The sequence below is a fragment of the uncultured Propionibacterium sp. genome, from assembly GCF_963539965.1.
Classification (GTDB): Bacteria; Actinomycetota; Actinomycetes; order Propionibacteriales; family Propionibacteriaceae; genus Propionibacterium.
In genome coordinates this window covers 1-19146 of record NZ_CAUTOU010000043.1, presented here as the reverse complement: position 1 = coordinate 19146, position 19146 = coordinate 1, and the positions used below count along the sequence as shown (strand labels likewise).

The 19146-nt window shown below is 72.0% G+C and carries 18 protein-coding genes and 1 pseudogene; 12 read left to right on the top strand and 7 right to left on the bottom strand.

The annotated features are described in order from the left end of the window. Window positions 1-239 (bottom strand): annotated as a pseudogene (locus R2N01_RS08040) (A/G-specific adenine glycosylase); the annotation flags it as partial. A 274-nt stretch (window positions 240-513) separates the two neighbouring features. Here R2N01_RS08040 and R2N01_RS08035 point away from each other — a divergent pair. After that, complete coding sequence (locus R2N01_RS08035; RefSeq protein WP_316670161.1) at window positions 514-1125, top strand: hypothetical protein; 612 nt, start codon at window positions 514-516, stop codon at window positions 1123-1125. On the opposite strand, the gene radA is transcribed toward R2N01_RS08035, so the two are convergent. Further along, a complete protein-coding gene (radA, locus tag R2N01_RS08030) occupies window positions 1095-2549 on the bottom strand; it encodes a DNA repair protein RadA (RefSeq protein WP_316670159.1) in 1455 nt (484 codons plus the stop codon). The genes R2N01_RS08035 and radA overlap by 31 nt on opposite strands. 671 nt (window positions 2550-3220) lie before the next feature. Between radA and R2N01_RS08025 the strand changes: the two genes are divergently transcribed. The 4 genes from R2N01_RS08025 to proC all read left to right on the top strand — a co-directional run bounded on the left by R2N01_RS08025 (window position 3221) and on the right by proC (window position 6913). Continuing rightward, window positions 3221-4141, top strand: coding sequence for a proline dehydrogenase family protein (locus tag R2N01_RS08025; RefSeq protein WP_316670158.1), 921 nt, complete (start codon window positions 3221-3223; stop codon window positions 4139-4141). Then, entirely contained in the window at window positions 4138-4959 is an 822-nt protein-coding gene (locus R2N01_RS08020) for a CPBP family intramembrane glutamic endopeptidase (RefSeq protein ID WP_316670157.1), read from the top strand. The genes R2N01_RS08025 and R2N01_RS08020 overlap by 4 nt, the downstream gene beginning before the upstream one ends. Window positions 4960-5036: 77 nt before the next feature. Beyond that, window positions 5037-6074 carry an aspartate-semialdehyde dehydrogenase gene (locus tag R2N01_RS08015; protein ID WP_316670155.1) on the top strand — a complete coding sequence of 346 codons (1038 nt, stop codon included), beginning with the start codon at window positions 5037-5039 and terminating at the stop codon, window positions 6072-6074. A 2-nt stretch (window positions 6075-6076) separates the two neighbouring features. Next, on the top strand, window positions 6077-6913 hold the full coding sequence (gene proC / locus R2N01_RS08010; RefSeq protein ID WP_316670154.1) for a pyrroline-5-carboxylate reductase: 837 nt from the start codon (window positions 6077-6079) through the stop codon (window positions 6911-6913). Between the two features lie 138 nt (window positions 6914-7051). On the opposite strand, the gene R2N01_RS08005 is transcribed toward proC, so the two are convergent. From R2N01_RS08005 to R2N01_RS07995, 3 genes are read right to left on the bottom strand one after another with little or no spacing between them, the layout of a single operon-like run. Continuing rightward, window positions 7052-8542: an ATP-binding cassette domain-containing protein gene (locus R2N01_RS08005; protein ID WP_316670153.1), complete on the bottom strand. Its 1491-nt coding sequence runs from the start codon at window positions 8540-8542 to the stop codon at window positions 7052-7054. After that, the gene (locus R2N01_RS08000) at window positions 8539-9288 is read right to left on the bottom strand and encodes an energy-coupling factor transporter transmembrane component T (protein WP_316670151.1); all 750 of its coding nucleotides are present in this window, start codon (window positions 9286-9288) and stop codon (window positions 8539-8541) included. Before R2N01_RS08000 ends, R2N01_RS08005 begins: the two co-directional genes overlap by 4 nt. Beyond that, complete coding sequence (locus R2N01_RS07995; protein WP_316670150.1) at window positions 9285-9911, bottom strand: MptD family putative ECF transporter S component; 627 nt, start codon at window positions 9909-9911, stop codon at window positions 9285-9287. The genes R2N01_RS08000 and R2N01_RS07995 overlap by 4 nt, the downstream gene beginning before the upstream one ends. A 175-nt stretch (window positions 9912-10086) precedes the next feature. Between R2N01_RS07995 and R2N01_RS07990 the strand changes: the two genes are divergently transcribed. The 4 genes from R2N01_RS07990 (at window position 10087) to R2N01_RS07975 (ending at window position 13865) form a co-directional block, all read left to right on the top strand. After that, window positions 10087-11034 (top strand): AraC family transcriptional regulator, encoded by a 948-nt coding sequence (locus tag R2N01_RS07990; RefSeq protein ID WP_316670148.1) that lies wholly within the window; start codon window positions 10087-10089, stop codon window positions 11032-11034. A 290-nt stretch (window positions 11035-11324) separates the two neighbouring features. Then, window positions 11325-11426, top strand: a complete 102-nt coding sequence (locus tag R2N01_RS07985) for a 30S ribosomal protein bS22 (RefSeq protein WP_002550589.1) — start codon at window positions 11325-11327, stop codon at window positions 11424-11426. Between the two features lie 139 nt (window positions 11427-11565). Then, the gene (locus R2N01_RS07980; protein WP_316670145.1) at window positions 11566-13155 is read left to right on the top strand and encodes a uroporphyrinogen-III synthase; all 1590 of its coding nucleotides are present in this window, start codon (window positions 11566-11568) and stop codon (window positions 13153-13155) included. Between the two features lie 53 nt (window positions 13156-13208). Continuing rightward, a complete protein-coding gene (locus tag R2N01_RS07975) occupies window positions 13209-13865 on the top strand; it encodes a histidine phosphatase family protein (RefSeq protein ID WP_316670144.1) in 657 nt (218 codons plus the stop codon). Window positions 13866-14406: 541 nt separating this feature from the next. Here the strand turns inward: R2N01_RS07975 and R2N01_RS07970 are convergent. Next, entirely contained in the window at window positions 14407-14637 is a 231-nt protein-coding gene (locus R2N01_RS07970) for a hypothetical protein (protein WP_316670142.1), read from the bottom strand. On the opposite strand from R2N01_RS07970, the gene R2N01_RS07965 reads away from it, so the two are divergent. Together R2N01_RS07965 and R2N01_RS07960 are read left to right on the top strand one after the other, a co-directional pair. Further along, window positions 14618-15340, top strand: coding sequence for an ABC transporter ATP-binding protein (locus tag R2N01_RS07965; RefSeq protein ID WP_316670141.1), 723 nt, complete (start codon window positions 14618-14620; stop codon window positions 15338-15340). The genes R2N01_RS07970 and R2N01_RS07965 overlap by 20 nt on opposite strands. After that, window positions 15334-16002 carry a hypothetical protein gene (locus R2N01_RS07960; protein WP_316670140.1) on the top strand — a complete coding sequence of 223 codons (669 nt, stop codon included), beginning with the start codon at window positions 15334-15336 and terminating at the stop codon, window positions 16000-16002. The genes R2N01_RS07965 and R2N01_RS07960 overlap by 7 nt, the downstream gene beginning before the upstream one ends. A 481-nt stretch (window positions 16003-16483) precedes the next feature. On the opposite strand, the gene R2N01_RS07955 is transcribed toward R2N01_RS07960, so the two are convergent. Further along, window positions 16484-17437 (bottom strand): fructosamine kinase family protein, encoded by a 954-nt coding sequence (locus R2N01_RS07955; RefSeq protein WP_316670138.1) that lies wholly within the window; start codon window positions 17435-17437, stop codon window positions 16484-16486. 202 nt (window positions 17438-17639) lie between these two features. Here R2N01_RS07955 and R2N01_RS07950 point away from each other — a divergent pair, with 202 nt between their 5' ends. Beyond that, window positions 17640-19064, top strand: a complete 1425-nt coding sequence (locus R2N01_RS07950) for a mycothione reductase (protein ID WP_316670136.1) — start codon at window positions 17640-17642, stop codon at window positions 19062-19064. Window positions 19065-19146 lie beyond the last annotated feature (82 nt).

The window sequence follows — 19146 nt, the reverse complement described above, 5'->3', positions numbered from 1 at the left end:
GCCGCCAGGTCTGCCGGTGCCGGCCAGCGGCGCATCCAGGCGCGCCAGGGGGCGATGACCCGGGCGACCGGCGTCTGCTGGGCCATGAACTCGCTCACCATGACGCCCCAGGGGCTCGTCGATGGGTCCCGCCAGGGCAGCGGGCGGGCTGCGGTGGCGAACCACCTGTTGACGGCCTCGGTGATCCGCGTCCGCTCGGCGGGGCCGGGCGCGGCGCTCTCGGGGCTGACGACGGGCATGCCGGCCAGCCTATGCGGGCCGGATGCCCCGATCGGGGCAGGACGGCTCAGGGCGAACGCCGGTGAGGCCCCGGCGCCCGAGAACGGCACTGGCGTCGGCGCGCCGTGCGATGTGCGGAGCCGGGCGATGCCGGTGCCGATTTCGGATCGAGGCGGTTCGGATCGGGGGCGGCGGGCTCCGCCGGCCGGGACCCGGCCGGCGGGGATGTTCACGCCTGGCGACAAGGCGCGCCGCACTGTCCCTCGGGCAGGGGCGCCTCATAGCATGAGTGGCATGAACACACTCCTGCATCCGCAGGGGCCCGAGGGCGAGGCCGTGTACTGGCGTCGCCGCGCCGTGATCATGTTCGTCCTCATCGCGATCATCGCGGTGATCAGCCTCATCGCGGGGCGCGTTCGACGCGGCGGGGGCAGTACCGGGGCCGCGGGCTCTGAGACCGCCGCGGCCGGGCAGACCCCCGTCACGGAAGTGCGGACGCCCGGTGCGTCGGTCGTCACCGGCGACGGCCAGTGCGCTCTCGATGATGTCACGCTCGACGTCGTCGTGCCCGACGGCACGGCCGCCGGCCAGGCCGTCGACATGACGGTCGAGCTCGGCGCGAGCGCCGGCGCCCCGTGCTCGCTCGACCTGGGCGAGCACGTCCTGTCGGTCACCGTGGCCTCCGGTACGGACGAGTACTGGAGCACCACCACCTGCACCGACGCAGCACCGGGCGGGCAGATCGCGATCATGGGCGCCGACCCGGTGCCGCTGGTCGTCACCTGGCCGGGCACGCGCGTGGGCCAGGGCTGCGCCGACACCGGCGACGCCGCGGCGGCCGGCAGTTACCTCGTCACCGCCGGGATCGGCGGCACCTATGCGAGCTCGCGGTTCACGTTGAGCTGAGCCCGGTCGCGCCGGAGTGAACCGGGCCCGCCCCCGTCGACGGCCCTGCTGCGGCCCGGTCTGCGCAGGTCGAGCACGCCGAGCGCCTGGGCGACGCTGGAGACCTCGACGACGTCCATGCGGCCGGGCGGTTCCGCCCCGCGATCGCGGCTGCCGGCCGGCACGACGGCCAGCTCGAAGCCGAGCCGGGCGGCCTCGGCGAGACGGCGCTCGAGGCCCGGTACACGGCGCAGGTCGCCGGCCAGACCCACCTCGCCCAGGGCCAGCACCTTGTGCGGGAAGTTGCGGTCGACCAGGGCCGATGCGACGGCTGTCGCGACCGCCAGATCGGCGCTCGGGTCGGTGATGCGCGCCCCTCCGACGGTGCTCACGTAGACGTCGCGGTCGAACAGGCGCAGATGCGCCTTGGACTGCAGCACGGCCAGCACCATCGAGACACGGGAGAACTCGATGCCGTTCGTGACCCGGCGCACCGGCGCCTCCTTGCGCACCGCGGCGGTCAGCCCCTGCACCTCGGCCAGGAGCGGGCGGCGGCCCTCCATGGTGACGGTGACGCAGGTGCCCGGCACGGGCTCGTCATGGCGGGTGGTGAACAGCCCCGAGGGGTCGGGCACCTCGACGATGCCGTTCCCGGCCATCTCGAAGCAGCCCACTTCGTCGGAGGGGCCGTAGCGGTTCTTGACGGCGCGCACCATGCGGAAGCCCGAGTGGCGGTCGCCCTCGAAGCTGAGGACGACGTCGACCAGGTGCTCCAGCGTGCGGGGACCGGCGATCGCGCCGTCCTTCGTGACATGGCCGACGATGACGACGGCCATGCCGCGGGCCTTGGCCACGCGCACGAGGGCGGCGGTCACCTCGCGCACCTGCGCGGAGCCGCCCACGATGCCGTCGGCCTGGGCGGCGCCGACGGTCTGGATCGAGTCGAGCACCATGAGCGTCGGACCGGTCTGCTCGATGTGGCCCAGTACGGTGCCGAGGTCGTCCTCGGCGGCCAGGTAGAGCTCGTCGGCCAGCGCCCCGGTGCGTTCGGCGCGCAGGCGCACCTGCGAGGCCGACTCCTCGCCGGTGATGTACAGCGTGCGGCTGCCGTTGCGCGCCCACTGGGCGGCCACCTCGAGCAGCAGCGTGGACTTGCCGACGCCCGGCTCGCCGGCCAGCAGGACGACGACGCCCGGCACCAGGCCCCCGCCGAGCACGCGGTCGAGCTCGCCGATGCCCGTCAGGCGCCGGTCGGCCGCCTGCGCGGAGACCTGTGCGATCGGCATGGCCCGCGAGGCCGGCTGGTGGGTGGCGACCGGGGCGGGCCCGGGCGCGGCCCGCTCGGCGACGCTGTCCCAGGCCTGGCACCTGCCGCAGCGCCCGACCCATACGGGGCTCGTCCACCCGCATTCGCTGCACCGGTAGGCGTCCTGCTTCTTGGCCATGCCCCAACAGTAGGGCGCGCCACTGACGTTTCCCGCTCCGGGCGGCCGGCGCTCACCCACCTGCGACCCGGTCTGTTCCCGCAGGACCGGGCGGTCATCGGGGTGGCGTGGCCGGCAGGAGCAGGAGCCCGTCGCGGGAGGCCGACCGGTCCCGTCGCGGCGGTCGCTTCCGATGAGGATCCGGGCGAGGGGCCCGGCCGCTCGCTCAGATCCTGACGACGCCGCGCGAGGGCGTCGAGAAGGCCACCGCGCCGATGCCCGGGCGCCCGGCTCATCCGGCCGCCGCCGGATGGTCGAGCACCTCGGCGACCTCGATGCAACGCCCGCCGGCGAGCGGGATGATGTCTTGCGCGTGCCGCACCGGGGGTGGGATCCGCCGTCCTTGGGCTCGGCGGCGAGCCGTTCGCCGAGACTCCTCGCCGCCGGGGTCAGCCTCGTTCGCCATCGAGCGCGGCGAGGTCGTCGCCCGAGACTCCTCGCCGCCGGGGTCAGCCCCTCGGGACCCGCCGCGAACGTCAGATGGTCCGGGTGCATGTGCATGCCAGCATTGTTCCAACCGTCCGCGCCGGGTCCACTAACCTTGTCAACGGCCCGGCGTGTGCGTCGGGGCGTCCCGGGCCGCGTGTTCCGGCAGTGCGCCCCGGGCGCACCCCGACGGGAGCGGAGGGGCCATGAGGCGGATGCTCATGCGGCTGTCGCGCCTGGACCGTTTCCACCGCCTGCTCGTCGGGGCCCCCGCCACTCGCGAGCTGATCAGCCGTTATGTTGCCGGTGAGACGCTCGGCGAGCTCACCGATGTGCTCGCCGACCAGCGCTGCAAGGGCCTGGCGGTGGGCGTCGACGATCTGCTCGCCGACGCCGCGGACGGGTCGGCCGCCGCGGCCAACGAGCGCTCCTACCTGGGCTGCATCGACGCCATCGCCGAGGCCGGGCTGGCCGATGGCGCGGACATCAGCGTCAGGCCGTCCGCCCTGACCGTTCCGGGCGACGGGCGCGGGGAGCCCCTGCGCTCCCGGTTGGTGCGCATCTGCGCGGCGGCGGCGCGGGCGGGTGCCGACATCACCCTCTCCATGGGCGGGGAGGACGTCGTCGAGGACACCCTGGCGATGGCCGGATGCCTGCGCGGGGATTTCCCGCGCACCGGGGTGGCCCTGCTGGCCGGTCTGCGCCGCACCGAGTCCGACTGCCGCGCGCTGGCCACCGCGGGCGCCCGCATCCGCCTCTGCAAGGGCAGCAGGGGCGAGGGCCGCGGCAGCTTCACCAGCAGCCATGCCGTCGACCTGTCGTACGTGCGCTGCCTGAGGGCGCTCATGGCCTCGGACGCCTATCCGATGATCGCCACGCACGACCCCAGACTCGTCGAGATCGCCCTCGACCTGGCCGGGCGGCGTCACCGCGGGCCGGCCGAGTACGAGTTCCAGATGTTCTACGGGGTGCGCCCGCTCGAGCAGCGCCGTCTGGCCGACATCGGCCGGACGATGCGCACCCATGTGCCGTTCGGCCCCGCCTGGTACGCCTACTTCCTGCAGCGTGTGGCCGACCGCCCCGCCAATGGGGCGCTGTACGCGCGCAGCCTGCTGGGGCGCCGATGAGCGCCGGGGGAAGCGTCCCGGGGGGCCCGCACGAGGCCGTGGCCGGCGGGGCGACGGCCGCTCGTCGCCGCCCGCACCTGGGCCTCGAGACCGTCGGCGTGCTGGCCGTCTGCCTGGGCCGGTCGGCGGTCTACTCGGTGCTGTCGATCCTCGACAAGCTGACGCTGGGCCCGGCCCTGAACCAGCAGACGACCACCATCAACGACTCGGCGACGCCCGACCGCCCCTGGCTCGACCTCGCCTACAAGCTGGCCGACTACCTCTTCCTGGCCGCCCCGGCGGTCATCGCCCTGTACCTGCTGTGCACCACCTGGCGCCCGGGGCGCGAACCGTGGCGGGCGATCGGCCTGGACGGCGGCCGCGCCGGCCGGGACGCGGGCGCCGGCGTGGTCCTGGCCGCCGCGATCGGCATCCCGGGGCTGGCCTTCTACGTCCTCGCCCGCTGGGTCGGCATCAATACGAACGTTGCGGCCGGCAACCTGGCCGAGCACGTCTGGACCGTCCCGGTGTACGTCCTGGCGGCCTTCGCGAACGGTCTGCTCGAGGAGACCGTCATGGTCGCCTACCTGCTCACCCGCTGGCGCCAGTGCGGCTGGCGGCCGGGCGCCGCGATCCTGGTCAGCGCCCTGATCCGCGGCTCGTACCATCTGTACCAGGGCTTCGGCGGCTTCATCGGCAACGCCGTCATGGGCGCCGCCTGCTGCCTGTACTGGCGCAGGACCGGGCGGTTGTGGCCGCTCATCGTCGCGCACACCCTGCTCGACGTCGTCAGCTTCGTCGGCTACGCCCTGCTGCACGGCGCGGTCGGCTGGCTGTGAGTCCCGCGCGGGCGCGCCCCGTTCCCCGAGGCCATCCGCCGCGGGGGCCGCCGGTGCACGCGATTAGGCTTGGACCCATGCGAGTCGGTGTCTTCGGAGCAACAGGTCAGGTCGGCGGCGTGATGCGCACGCTGCTCGACGAGAGGGACTTCCCCGTCACGCGGATGCGTTATTTCGCGTCGTCGCGCGGCGCCGGGCGCGAGCTGCCCTGGAAGGGCCGGGAGATCACCGTCGAGGACATGGCGACGGCCGATTTCAGCGGCCTCGACGTGGCGATCTTCTCGGCCGGCAAGGGCGCCTCCGGCCAGTACGCCCCCGAGGTCGCCGCCGCCGGCGCCACCGTCGTCGACAACTCCTCCTGCTGGCGCATGGATCCCGAGGTCCCGCTGGTCGTCTCCGAGGTCAACCCCGGTGACGCCGTGGACCCGCCCAGGGGCATCATCGCCAACCCGAACTGCACCACGATGGCGGCCATGCCGGTCCTCAAGCCCCTGCACGACGCCTGGGGCCTCATCCGCCTGGTCGTCTCGACCTATCAGGCCACCTCCGGGTCCGGCCTGGCCGGCGTGCGCGCCCTCGAGGACCAGACCCGTGCGGCCTGCGAGGGCGACATCCACGGGCTCACCTTCCACGGCGACGCGATCGCCTGCCCCGGCGACCCGGGCCCCTACGTCGCCCCGATAGCCTTCAACGCGGTGCCCCTGGCGGGCAGCCCGGTCGACGACGGCTCGCTGGAGACCGACGAGGAGCAGAAGCTCCGCAACGAGTCCCGCAAGATCCTGCACATCCCCGAGCTGGCCGTCGCCGGCACCTGCGTGCGCATTCCCACGTTCACCGGCCACGGTCTGTCCGTGCATGCCGAGTTCTCCGACTCGGTGAGCGTCGAGGGCGCCGTCGAGCTGCTCGAGGACGCCCCCGGAGTCCGGCTCGAGGACGTGCCGACCCCGCGAGGCGCCGCAGGCATCGATCCGAGCCTGGTGGGGCGCATCCGCATGGACCAGTCGGTCCCCGGGGCCCGGGGACTGGTCATGTTCATCGCGGGCGACAACCTGCGCAAGGGCGCGGCGCTCAACGCCATCCAGATCGCCGAGCTCGTCGTGGCGGGCAAGGCCTGAGCATGACCGCGCGGCAGACGGCGGGCCGTCCGCCCCTGGAGGGGGCCCGGCTCGCCTTCCTGGGCGCCGGCGCGATGGGCGGGGCCGTCGTGGCCGGGCTGGTCGCCGCCGGGCACGACCCCGAACTGATCTGCGTCACCAGCCGCACGCCCGCCACCCGCGACGCACTCGCCGGACGGCTCGGCGTGCGGGCCCTCGCCTCGAACACCCGGGCCGCGCAGTGGGCCGATGCCGTCGTCCTCGGCGTCAAGCCCCATGCGGCCGGTGCTCTCCTCGACGAGATCCGCGGGCAGGTGGGCGACGGGACGCTCGTGGTGAGCCTGTGCGCCGGTCTGTCCACCGGCACCCTCGAGTCCCACCTGGGCCCGGGGGCGCGCGTGGTGCGCGTCATGCCGAACACGCCGTCGGCCGTGGGGGCGGGCATGGCCGGCGTCAGCGCCGGCGCCCGTGCCACGCGCGCTGATCTGGACGCCGCCGTCGCGCTGATGAGCGCCGTCGGGCGGGCCGTGGTGATCCCCGAGCCGCAGCAGGACGCGCTGGCCGCGATCAGCGGCTCGGGCCCGGCCTGGGTGTTCCACGGCATCGAGGCCCTCGTCGAGGCGGCCGTCGCCCAGGGGCTGCCGCGTGCGCTGGCCACCGAGCTGGTCGTCCAGACGGTGAAGGGCTCGGCCCTCCTGCTCGAGGCCACCGGCCAGCACCCCTCGCTGGCCCGCGAGGCGGTCACCTCGCCGGGCGGTACCACCGCGGCCGGGCTGCACGTGCTCGACGAGCGCGCGGTGCGCGCCGCCATCGCCGACGCGGTCGACGCCAGCGTGCGGCGGGCCGCCCAACTCGGTTGACCGGCCCGGCCGGCCCCGAACGGGGGATACGGCATCGGGGGGCGCGAGTCACCGCAGGGCCGCCTCCTCACCGGGCCCGGTCGGCGTGGGCCGAGGCACGATGGCGGGTCGGGCGCGGGGAGCCCCGCGCATCGGCGGTCAGGGGCCTGTCGCCATCGACGCGAACAGCTCCCGCACCCGGGCGAAGTCGGCGCGCACGTCCACCTCGTCACTGATGCGCCCGCCGTCGAGGTGGACGAGCCGGTCGCAGGCGGCGGCGATCAGCTCCAGGTCGTGCGTCACCACGAGCACCGCCCGGTCCGCGGCGATGCGCCGCAACAGGGCCGCCACCCGCTCCATGCCCTCCAGGTCCAGGCCGCTCGTCGGCTCGTCGAAGACGAGGAGACGCTTGTCGCAGGCCACCGCCGTGGCGACCGCCAGACGCTGCTTCTGCCCGCCCGAGAGGTTCGCCGGGTGCCTGTCGGCGAGCCCGGCCAGGTCCAGTTCGCCGAGCAGTCCGGTCACGTCGACCTCCTGCGGCCGGGCCAGCCCGAAGGTCACCTCGGATGCGACGTCCTCGGCGAAGAGCTGGTGCCCGACGTCCTGGAAGACCATCGCCGCGCCGTGCGAGAGCGTCCGCCGCGGGCCCCGGGCGCCGTCGATGGTGATCCGCCCGCCATCGGTCCTGACGAGCCCGCACAGGGCCCGGCTCAGCGTCGTCTTGCCGGCACCGTTCGGGCCGGTCAGGGCGAGCACCTCGCCCGGGCGCACGACCAGGTCGACGTCCTCCAGCACCCGTCGTCCGCCCCGCCGGACCGACAGGCCGGCGGCCCGGAGCAGGGGGCGGGCGGGGCTCGGCTCCCGGGCCGCCGGGCGCCGGGAGGGCCCGACATCGTCCATCGAGCGCGCCCGCAGTCCCAGCCGCGAGAACTCCTCGCCGCCGAGGCACGCGAACTCGGCGGCGCTCAGCACCCGGTCGATCCGCCCACCGGACAGCACGCAGTAGCGGTCGGCCAGTCCGGCGAGCCATGAGAGCCGGTGCTCGGCCACCAGCACCGCGCACCCGGCGTCCCTGGCCGTGGCGACGTGCTCCCGCAGGGCCCCGATCGCGCCCGGGTCGAGATTGCTCGTCGGCTCGTCCAGCACCAGGGCGCCCGGACGCATGGCCCAGGCCGAGGCGAAGGCGACGCGCTGCTTCTCGCCGCCCGACAGGGCGAACAGGTCCCGCCCCGCCAGATCCTGCAGTCCGAGCTCGTCGATCACCTCATCGGTGCGGGCCCGCAGCCGTTCGAACGGCCAGCCGGCGCTCTCCATGCAGAAGGCGATCTCGCCCGTCACCGCAGTGTTGAAGAACTGGGTGCTCGGGTTCTGGAAGACCGATCCGACGAGTTCGGCGATCCGCCAGGGCTCCAGCCCGGCGGCGTCCCGGCCGCCGAGGAGCACCCGGCCGCTCAGCGTCCCGGGGAAGAACGAGGGGGCCAGTCCGTTCACCAGGCGGGTGATCGTCGTCTTGCCGCAGCCCGAACGCCCGCACAGAACGAGCAGCTCGCCCGGTGCGACGGACAGGTCGATGCCGCTCACCCCGGGCGCCCGCCCGGCTCGCGGGCCGTGCCGTTCGTAGCTGAAACGGACCCCGTGCAGCTCGATCATGCGACCGCCCGGAGCACGACGGCGAGCACCAGGGCCAGGGCGCCCGGCGCGATGACCAGCACGTCGACCGGGGCGAATCCGATGCGGGTGCAGCAGGTGCGCCGCGCCGGGTTCTCGATGCCGCGCGCCACCGCCGCCATCGACAGCTCGTCGGCCGCGTTCGACGCACTCATCATCAGCGGCACGTAGATGCAGTCGATCGTCCTCATCGGGTGGCGCGCCAGACCGATCGGCCCCGGGTCGACGCCGCGCAGACGCATCGCGTCCCTGATCGACGCCCAGTCGGCCCTCACCGTCGGCACGTAGCGCAGCATGACGGTCATCGGGATGATCACCTGGCGGGGCATGCGCATCGCGATCAACGCACTCATGAACTCGTTGACCGGCGTCGTCGAGACGGTCACCGCGGCGACGAGCCCGCACGGCAGGACCTTGCGCGCCAGCGCGAGGAAGGCGTTGAGCATCGTCCGAAGCGCCACGCCGTCCAGATAGGGCACCGCCTGCACGGCGGCCATCGTCAGCGCGTGACCGGCGAGCACCACCAGCCCCGTCCTCGGGCGGCGCAGGACCAGTGCGAAGATCGTCGCCAGCGCCATGAGGGCGAACTCGAACCACACCGTCGGGCTGAGGGCCATCGCCACCGCCATGGCCAGCAGGACGAACAGCTTGCTGCGCGGATCGGCCCGCCCGGTGCGCTCCCGGCCCTCACCGCCCCTGCCGTCCGGCGTCATGACTCGAGCGCTCACCCGGCCGTCACACCGGCCCTCTCGAACTGGCGGCGCAGCAGGCGCATGCCGAGCAGGCCGCTGACGAGCGCGCAGACGATGGTACCGGTGAGCATGGCCAGCAGCATCCAGCCGGTTCCGGTGGCGAGCATCGTGTCCATGTACGCCCGCTCGGTGCCCCTGCCGATCAGATAGGCGGCGTAGGCGTCCGGGTTGATCCACAGCATCGAGTAGGAGCCCATGGGGTTGAGGCTGAAGATCACGAAGCTGAGCAGGTTGAGGCCCCGGTTGCGGAAGCGGCCGGCGCCGGCGACCAGATCACCGACGACGCCCAGGACGACGCAGGCCGCCGCCCAGCCCCAGTACATGCCGGTGACGAACAGGAGCAGACCGAGGACGAGGCCGACGATGACGACCGGCCCGTGCTTGGGCACCTTGGCGATGAGCAGCAGGTAGATCGGACCGGTCAGCAGGGCCGCGGCCGCGGGCATTGCGAAGGTGAGCACCGGGTTGGGCGCCAGGAAGGCGCTGCCGATCATGGTGAAGACGAGCATGAGCGCGGTGAAGACGCCGCAGGTGATGAGATCGCGGGCCGTGAGGCGTCCGGGGGCGCTCCGCGCGGCTCCGGTGGTGGGGTCGGCCATGTCCACTCCTCCGCTTAGGCGAGGCTAAACTGTTGATCGCCGGATCAGTCTAGGAGTCGCGGTCCCGCCTGGGCCCCGACGGCGCTCCGACGCGTCCGAACGACGCACGGAGGCGTCCCATCGCCGTATCCGGCCGACGGGCCGGGCCGCGGCGCGACGACGGGCGGGGGTGACGATGAAGCTCTTCCAGCACTCCGAGCTGCTCCGGACGGGCTTCTCACCCGCTGAGCCGGCGATCGGCCCGGGGTGGAGGAGCTTCGAGACCGACAACGAGCACATGAGCGGGTGCTTCCACTCGTTCTCGCCCGCCGACGCCGAGTGGGCGATCAGCGTCCACGACTTCACGATCGCCCGGGACGCGCTCGTGCGCCTCCGGTTGCCGCGCTATCTGACCGTCTGCTGGTTCGGCTCGATCCTCGGCCGCCAGCTCACCCCGCCCAGGCCACTGCACGCCGACAGCATCTGGGGTCACGGCATCGGCGAGGGGCCGTGGGAGGGGCTCGTGCGCGGCGGCGTGCCCGTCCGCTCGGTCTCCATCGAGGTCAGCCCGGTGTTCTCGAGCCGCTTCCTCGACGAGGAGTACTCCGGCCGGTTCGCCGATGTCGCCGCCGCCTTCCGCCGCCTCGGCGTGGACGACGACTTCCCGGCCATGAGGGCCCTGCTGTCCGAGCTGTGGCCCCGGCCCGGCGGCGCCCCGCGCGGGAGGCTCCACTACGAGGCGAAGGTGCTCGAGGCGATGGACCTGGTCGTCGGGCGCACCCGCGGCACCGGGGGCGGGCGCCGCCTGCGGCGGGCCGATGCGGAGAAGCTGCACGCCGTCGTGGCCTACATCGACGAGCACCTCGACCAGCGGCTGAGCATCGACGAGCTGGCGCATCTGGCCTGCATGGGCCCCACCAAGTTCAAGGCCGATTTCCGGGCGGCGAACGGATGCACCGTCGGGCAGTACATCCAGGCCAGCCGCATGAGCCGTGCCGAGGCGCTGCTGAGGGACTCGGACTTGGCGATCGGGCGGATCGGACGGCTGGTCGGCTACCGCTGCGCGAGCCGTTTCTCTCAGCTCTTCAAACGCGAGAAGGGCATGCTGCCCAGCGACTTCCGTCGCGCCCGGAGCCCCGCGTGAGGACCTGGTCAGGTCCCGCCACGTGCCCTCTCCGCAGGGCGCGCGGACCGGTCGACCGCCCCGGTGAGGCCCTGCCCGCGCGGGTCCGGCCTCGCCGGCGGGGCGCTCCGAGCGGGAAGCGGATCCGCTGCTCCGCCGGGATTTCCGGCGGAGCGCCCGGCAGGGTAGACTCATCCCGTTGTCTGCCCGGCGCGGTGGTCGTGCCGCCGGCGCCAGGCGGTTCAGGAATCAGCAGAGGCCCCGGGGCCCGGATCGTCGGGTCGAGGCCCGGAGACTACGGAAGGTCCACAGTGGGTTCGGTCATCAAGAAGCGTCGCAAGCGCATGGCTAAGAAGAAGCACCGCAAGCTTCTCAAGAAGACGCGCATCCAGCGTCGTCGCGCTGGCAAGTAAGGTCTTCTGATCCCAACCCACCGGGCCGGCCGCGTGCATCCCGCGCGTGGCCGCGCTCATCGCATGATCTCCTCCCGGCACCGCGGCGGTGCGCCCCGGCGGGGGGCCGTGCGTGGGGGAGGCCGCAATGAGCCAGCCAATGAGTCAGGACGGCACCGGCGGGGACGAGCCCGAACGTCCCGGCGTCGCGGGCCGCGTCATCTTCGCCGGCGCCCTGCCGAGCGCGATCCATCAGCTGACTCTCTCCTGCCTGCGCGCGATCCGGCGCGCCGACGTGCTCATCACCAGCACGATCCTTCATGAGGCCCTCCTGGGCGCCGCCATCGGCGGCGCTCCTTCGTGCAGGCTCGTCCTCGACCCCGAACAGCCCGCAGAGCTCGAGCTGAGCTGCGCCTCGCAGGGCCGTACGGTGGTGCGCCTGGTCGAGGGCGATCCCCTCTTCGAGGGCGGGATCGCCGACGAGGCCAGCGCCTGCTCCCGGGCGGGCCTCGCCATCGAGATCCTGCCCGGCGTGCCCACGCTCATCGCTGCGGCGGGTTTCGCCGGCGTGCAGCTGGGCAATCGCCCCGCCCGCCTGGTGCTCGTCGCGCCCGGGGACGACGACATCCGGCTCCCCACGCTCGGCGTGCTCGCCGTGCGCTGCGAGCTGCGCCAGGTCTCGGCGGTCGCCCGGGCCGCGCTCGAGGCGGGCAAGCAGGTTCACGAGAAGACGCTGCTCACCCTGGCCGGCGGCACCTTCCACCAGGAGACCCGGGCCGGCGTCATCGGCGACTTCCTCAAGCCGGCCGGGCCGGCCGAGAGCGGCGACCAGCCCGTCTTCCTGTTCATCGGCGACGACCTGGCCGACCGCGCGCCCGGCCTGGACTGGTTCGAGACCCAGCCGCTGTTCGGCTGGCGCGTCCTCGTGCCCAGGACCCGCCAGGACTGCACCGAACTCGTCGAGCGCCTGGCCGCCTACGGCGCCACCGCCGAGGAGGTGGCGACGATCGCCGTCGAGCCGCCCCGCAACCCGGCCCAGCTCGACAAGGCCCTGCGCGGCCTGGTCGACGGACGCTACGAGTGGATCATCTTCACCAGCCGCCACGCCGTCGACGCCGTCTTCGAGAAGATCGGCCAGTACGGCCTCGACTCGCGCGCCCTGTCCGGCCTGCGCATCGCAGCGGTGGGCCAGGACACCACCGAGGCGCTCACCCGCCGGGGCATCGTCCCCGACCTGCACCCGAGCGATGTGCACACCGTCGCCGGGCTCGCCGCCGAGTTCCCGGCCTTCGACGACGTGCTCGACCCCATCAACAAGGTCTTCATCCCGCGCGCCGACATCGCCACCGAACCGCTGTCGGTCGGCCTGGCCGAGCTGGGCTGGGACGTCGACGACGTCATCGCCTACCGCACGGTGCGCGCCGCCCCGCCGCCCGCCCCGGTGCGCGAGGCCATCAAGACGGGCCGCTTCGACGCCGTCGCCTTCACCTCGAGCACCACCGTGCGCAACCTGGTCGGCATCGCCGGCAAGCCGCACAACCTGTCCGTCATCGGAGCCATCGGCCCGGCCACCGCGGACACCTGCGGCGAGTACGGCATCCGCGTCGACACCGTCGCCGCGTACCCCGGCCAGGTGCAGTTGGCGGACGCACTGGCGGCCTTCTCCGGCAAGCGGGCCGAGCAGCTGCGGGCCGCGGGCAGACCGGTCGTGCGCCCCTCGATGCGCCGACGGCGGCGCAGTGGCCGCTGAACCGCCCGAGCAGACCGCCGACCGGTGGAGAACCGGAGGAGGAGCACCAACCGATGAGCGAGCGAACCATCGTCCATGTCATGCGGCACGGCGAGGTGCACAATCCCGACGGCATCCTGTACGAGCGGCTGCCCGGCTTCCGGCTGTCGGCCAACGGGCTGGCCATGGCCGAGGCCGTCGCCGAGGCCTTCGCCGATGTGCCGCTGACCCACCTGCGCACCAGCCCGCTGCAGCGGGCCCTCGAGACCATCGCGCCCTTCGCGGCCACCCGCCCCGGGCTCGAGGTCGTCACCGACGAACGCCTCATCGAGGCCGGCAACCGCTTCGTCGGGCAGGTCTTCGGCAGGCACCACGCCGCCCTGTGGCGGCCCCGCAACTGGCCGATGATGCTCAACCCGCTGCGGCCGAGCTGGGGGGAGCCCTTCACCGACATCGCGCGGCGCATGACGGCGGCCCTCGTCGACGCCGCTCTGGCCGCAGGCCCCGGCGGGCAGGCCTTCGTCGTCTCCCACCAGTCGCCGATCTGGATCGCCCGCCGCGCGCTCGAGGGCAAACGGCCGGCGCACCTGCCCGGCACCCGCACCTGCTCGCTGGCCTCGGTCACGAGCTTCCGCTTCGAGGGCGTCCACTGCGCCGGCATCACCTACTCCGAGCCGGCCGCCCACCTGCTGGGCGCCGACGGGAACGCGGCGTTCAGCTCGGGCGATTGAGCCGGAGGCGCGCCCGCCGCGCGTCGCGGGGGCGACGGCGCGGGAATCGGCTCTCAGGCGCCGCGCCGCGCCGTGGACGCCGTCTCGGCGCCGTGGGGCCCCGAAGAGGAGGACGTGGATGATGAGCATGTGGAGCCGGTGGGGCCCACCCGTTCGCGCCAGCCGTCGGCGAGCGGCGAGACCGCAGCCGGCAGTGCCGCGGAGGGGGGCGGGACGGTCGTCGGAAGAACTCACCCCGCCGTGTACGGGACAGGGGGAGCCAGGCGAGTCTGACCGTATGTGCGGGTCGACCTCGGAGGGCAGCCGTCAGATCCCTTAAGGGTTTGCTGGAGCAGGCAAGGTCGGTCAGCTCGTCCCGGGAAGGGCCAGGCGCGGAACCCGGGGCCGGTGCTCAGTAGCGGTGGCGGGCTGGATCGACGGGGCGAGGGGAGAGATAGCTTTGGTCTTGCGATGGCTCATCGAGTGCGGTGGAGAGTCTGTCGCACATGCGAGTGTCTCATGGCCGTTGACCTGAAACGCCGTATGACTTGCGTTCCGGCGATCAGACCGGAGCGCTGAACATCATGCGCGAAAGGATGATGAAATGGATGAAGTGAACGAGCCGAAGCCGTTCAAGAGCGACCTGGCCGTGTGCGCGGTGGTGATCGAGCGCGGCGGCCGCCCATGAGGCGGGTGACGTTGAGGGGAAGTCCAGCGCGGTGATCCGGATGGGATCAGCGGGTTCGTCCGGTTCTTCGTCTTTTGGAGTAAAAATGCCGATCATCAAGGTCAATGATCTCTCCTTCTCCTACGCCAGAGCTCGAGAGAGCGTGTTCAGTAGTTTCTCCTGGACGGTGGACCGGGGGGAGTGCATTGGGATCCTGGGGCACAACGGGGCCGGGAAGACCACGCTCCTGAAACTTCTATACGGAGTGCTGAGACCTTCTCGGGGGAGTGTCCAGATAAACATCCATGACGTCGCCTCTTATCGAGAGATTTTCTTGTTGTCCGGAAGATTCGGGTTGGATCGTCAGGTGTCCCTTCACGAGAATTTAGAATTTCGGAGGAGATTGTTCGGGACTGCTGGGTTCGATGATTTGAAAGGCTATTGGATGGATCGCCTGGGTTTCACCGAATACGCGCACAAGAGAATCTTCACCCTGTCGGCGGGGCTCGAGATGCGGGCACAGTTGGTTGCCGGCCTGTGCCTGAATCCCCGCTTGATCCTTCTCGACGAACCGACCAATTCGATGGACCCGGCTACCAGGGAGACCGTGATCTCACTGCTGAACGGGATGCGGGCCGAAGGCAGGACGTGTCTCTTCGTCACGCATGACCTGGAGTTTGCCCGAAGGGTGTCGTCACGCGTGATGATCCTGCACGAGGGGGCCATCGTGGTTGATGATCCTGTTCGTGGCTCAGTTTCTCCGGAAGAGTTCACAAAACGTTATCTGCATGTGACGGAGGGTAGGGGCACTCGGGACTTATCATGTTGAAGGCCTACTGGTATCGTGATGTTCGTACTGTTGTCAATAGCCCTAGGAAAATTCTCTGGAATTTCATTGGAGTGACGGTCCTCATCCTGCTCATGCGGGTTTCAGCAGCTGGATCCAGCGCTGCGCTCTTGGGCTCGGATTTCGTGCGCCTGGTTCTTCTCAGCCTGATTGGGATCGTATCCTTCATGGATGTCTACTCCGATTCGATCGCCAAGGACAAGCGAAGCGGTGTACTCGCCTACACGATTTTGAGTGGAGGGAGTCCCGTTGCTTATTCTCTGGTCAAGATCCTTGTGCCTCTGATCGTCTCCGTGACGTGCACGGCGGTCGGAGGCCTCGGTTATATGTTTTTCGTGTCGAAAATCTCTGTCGATCTCCGGTCCTTCACTCGGCTGTGCGCCTTCGTGATGCTCGCTGTTGCGGTGTCGATGGCTTTGGTGTTCCTGCTGAATGCGAGTTCTGACATTGACGTCCGGGCCAGCCCATTGGGCATGTTGCTCCCTATGGGGATCAATCTTCCGATCATATATCTTGCAAGCCCCTTCCAGCGATTCGGGCGTTATTGTTTGATTTCAGCTGTAATCGCTCTGATCCTGTGGGGCGCTGGAGTCTTGTTCCTTCGTGGACGGTTCAGCAATAACCTCTTTGAAGCATCTCCATGAGGAGGCGCGGTGATCACTCGAGAGGTTCGTGAGGGTTCTGGAGTGGAGCAGGTCTTTCGGACAGCGGACGGGGGTTGTTTCGGGCTGCTTCGTCGTGTCGTCTCCGCTCGGTGCCGACTCGGCCTGGGGCCTGGTGCGGCCGTCGTGGGACGGGGTCGTGTCCTGTGCGGGTTGTCTCGTGCGGGTTCCGTGCGCCGTCCCGGCTCCCCGCGCGCCTCCGAGGGGACCGCCTCGCCGACGGGGCCGTCCCGTCCGGCACCCGGCTCCCCGCGCGCCTCCGAGGGGGCCGGGACCGGTGCCGGCGCGGGCACGCTGGCCGGAACCGTGGGAAGAGGCTCTGGGCAAGCCTCCATGCGCTGGAGGAGGAGAGACCGGTTTCGGTGCATTCGCTGCGCCCGCTGGAAGTCCTCGACCGGAGCCGTGACCTCCGAGGCATTCCGTCGATTGCTGCGAGGCCTGTCCACAGCCGGGGAATCGGCGCTCAGGCGTAGCGCCGCGCCGTGGACGCCGTCTCGGCGCCGTAGGGCCCCCCGAAGAGGAGGGCGTGGATGATGAGCATGTGGAGCCGGTGGAGGCCCACCCGTTCGCGCCAGCCGTCGGCGAGCGGCGAGACCTCGTCGTAGCCGGCGATGATCCGCTCCAGGTGCCGCTGACCGAAGACGCCGAGGGCCGCCAGGTCCGTCTCCGCGTGCGCTCCTTGGGCGAGCGGGTCGATGAGGACGCCGACGACATCGCCGTGCTGCGGCCCCGGGCCCCCGGCGCCGCGAATCGTGGTCGCCCCGCCCGTGTCGTCGTCGAGCGGGCCCCGGCCGGCGCGCGACGGCGCCCAGGCGAGCGTCTCGCTGCGCGGCACCCACATGACATTGCCGTTCCACAGATCCCCGTGAGTGCGGGCGACCGCGACCCGGTCGCCGCGTTCGCGGGCCGCGCGGCGGACGAGCGCGGGCTGCTCGGAGTCGTAGTCTCCGGCGCGCAACCGCTCGCACACCCGTTCGAGGACGGCGACGCCGCCGGCGCTCAGCGCCCCGCGGTCCCGGCAGGGCCGCAGGTAGGGGACGAGGCGGTCGTCGGCGAAGAACTCCCCCCAGCGGCGCGGGGCGGTTCCCTCCGGCTCGGGCGCGCAGGGGCGGATCCGCACGTCCGAGCGGCCCATCCGGGTACGGCCGTCCCAGCCGGGCGGGGCGACGCCGAAGGCCGGGGCGCCCGCGGCGTGCGTGACGGCGAGGGCCCGCCCGAAGGCCTCCGCGGCGGATGCGGTCGCGGGGACCGCGGTCAGCCGGGGCTCCTCGATCCAGCCCGTGCCGCGCACCACTGGGACGACGTGGGCGCCGCCGTCCGCCATCGCCTCCGCCAGCCAGGTCAGGCCCAGCGCCTCCAGCCCGGTTGCGCCGGGGTGGTCGTCCCGCTTGCGGATCATGGGGCCCATCCTGCTCATGGCAGCATCCTCCCACCCGTGTCCGGCGGGCCGAACCTCATTCCTGATTCCTGCATCACTGCGGCATGACCGCGGTGTCGCACCGCATCCGCAACCTTGGCGAGGAACCTGTCCTCATGGTCCGGGCCGGGGCCCGGACCGCCTCCTGGGCACCGTCGACATCCGCACCTGCCCTGCGGGCGGCCGTGCAAGGATAGGGGGCATGGCCCAAGACCACTTCGACATCTGCATCATCGGGTCCGGATCGGGCAACTCGATCATCGATGAGCGCTTCGACGACAGGAGGATCGCCCTCGTCGACCGCGGCGTCGGCGAGGACCTGTGGTTCGGCGGCACCTGCCTCAACGTCGGCTGCATCCCCACCAAGATGATGGTGGTGCCCGCCACCATGGCCGCCGCGCCCGAACACGCCCGGCGCCTCGGCGTCGGGCTGCACCTGGACGGCATCGACTTCGACGCCATCCGGCAGCGCGTCTTCGGCCGTACCAACGGCATCTCGCGGGCCGGCCTGGCCTGGCGCCAGGCCAACGAGAACGTCACCGTGCTGCGCGAGGCCGCGGCCTTCATCGACGAGCGCACCCTGCAGGTGGGGCGCCGGACCATCACCGCCGACCAGTTCGTCATCGCGGCCGGTTCGCGTGCCCGCATGCTGGACGCCCCCGGCCTGGACGACCCCGACCTGGCCGGCATGATCCACACCTCCGAGACGATCCTGCGCATCAGGCAGGTGCCCGACCGCCTGGTCGTCATCGGCGGCGGGGTCGAGGCCCTCGAATTCGGCCACATCTTCACCTCCCTCGGGTCCCGGGTCACCCTCGTCAACCGCTCCGAGCGCCTGCTGCGCAAGGTCGACGGGGAGATCGCCCAGCGCGCCACCGAGCTGGCCGCCGAGCGCTTCTCGGTGCGGCTCAACCAGCGGCTGTCGGCCGTCGAGCCGGCCGGCCGCGGCGGCCTGCTGCTGCGCTTCACCGACCCCTCCGACACCGAGTACCGGTACAACGCCGACGCCCTGCTCATCGTCGCCGGCCGCGTGCCCAATGGCGACCAGCTGGCCGTCGAGAAGGCGGGCGTCGACGTCGACGAGGCCGGCTTCGTGGTCGTCGACGAGTACCAGCGCACCGGCCGGCCGCACATCTGGGCGCTCGGCGACGTCTGCGACCGGCACCTGCTCAAGCACGTGGCCAACGCCGAGGCCCGCACCGTGCAGCACAACCTGCTGCACCCCGACGAGCCGGCCGCCCGGCCCGCCGTCCCGGTGCCGCAGGCGATCTTCAGCCAGCCGCCGATCCTGACCGTCGGCGCCTCCGAGCGGCAGCTGCGCGAGGCCGGCACCGACCACGTCAAGGTCGTCCAGCCCTACTCCACGGTCGCCTACGGCTGGGCGCTCGACGACGAGACCGGCTTCGTCAAGCTGCTCGTCGACCCCGCCACCGGCCGGCTGCTGGGCGGCGGCGTCATCGGCCCCGAGGCCCCCGAACTGGGCCAGCTGCTCGTCACCGCGATGAGCTTCGACATCGATGTGGGGACCATGGCCCGCGGCCAGTACTGGGCCCACCCCGAGCTGGCCGAAGTCGTCGAGAACGCGCTGCTGTCGGCCGCCGCCGAGTGCCGGAAGGCGACCCGGTGAGGAACGGCGGAGCGGGCGCCGAGCAGGCCGCCATGGGCGCTGCCCCGACCGGCGCGGTCGCACGCCGGCGCCTCGGGCGCGG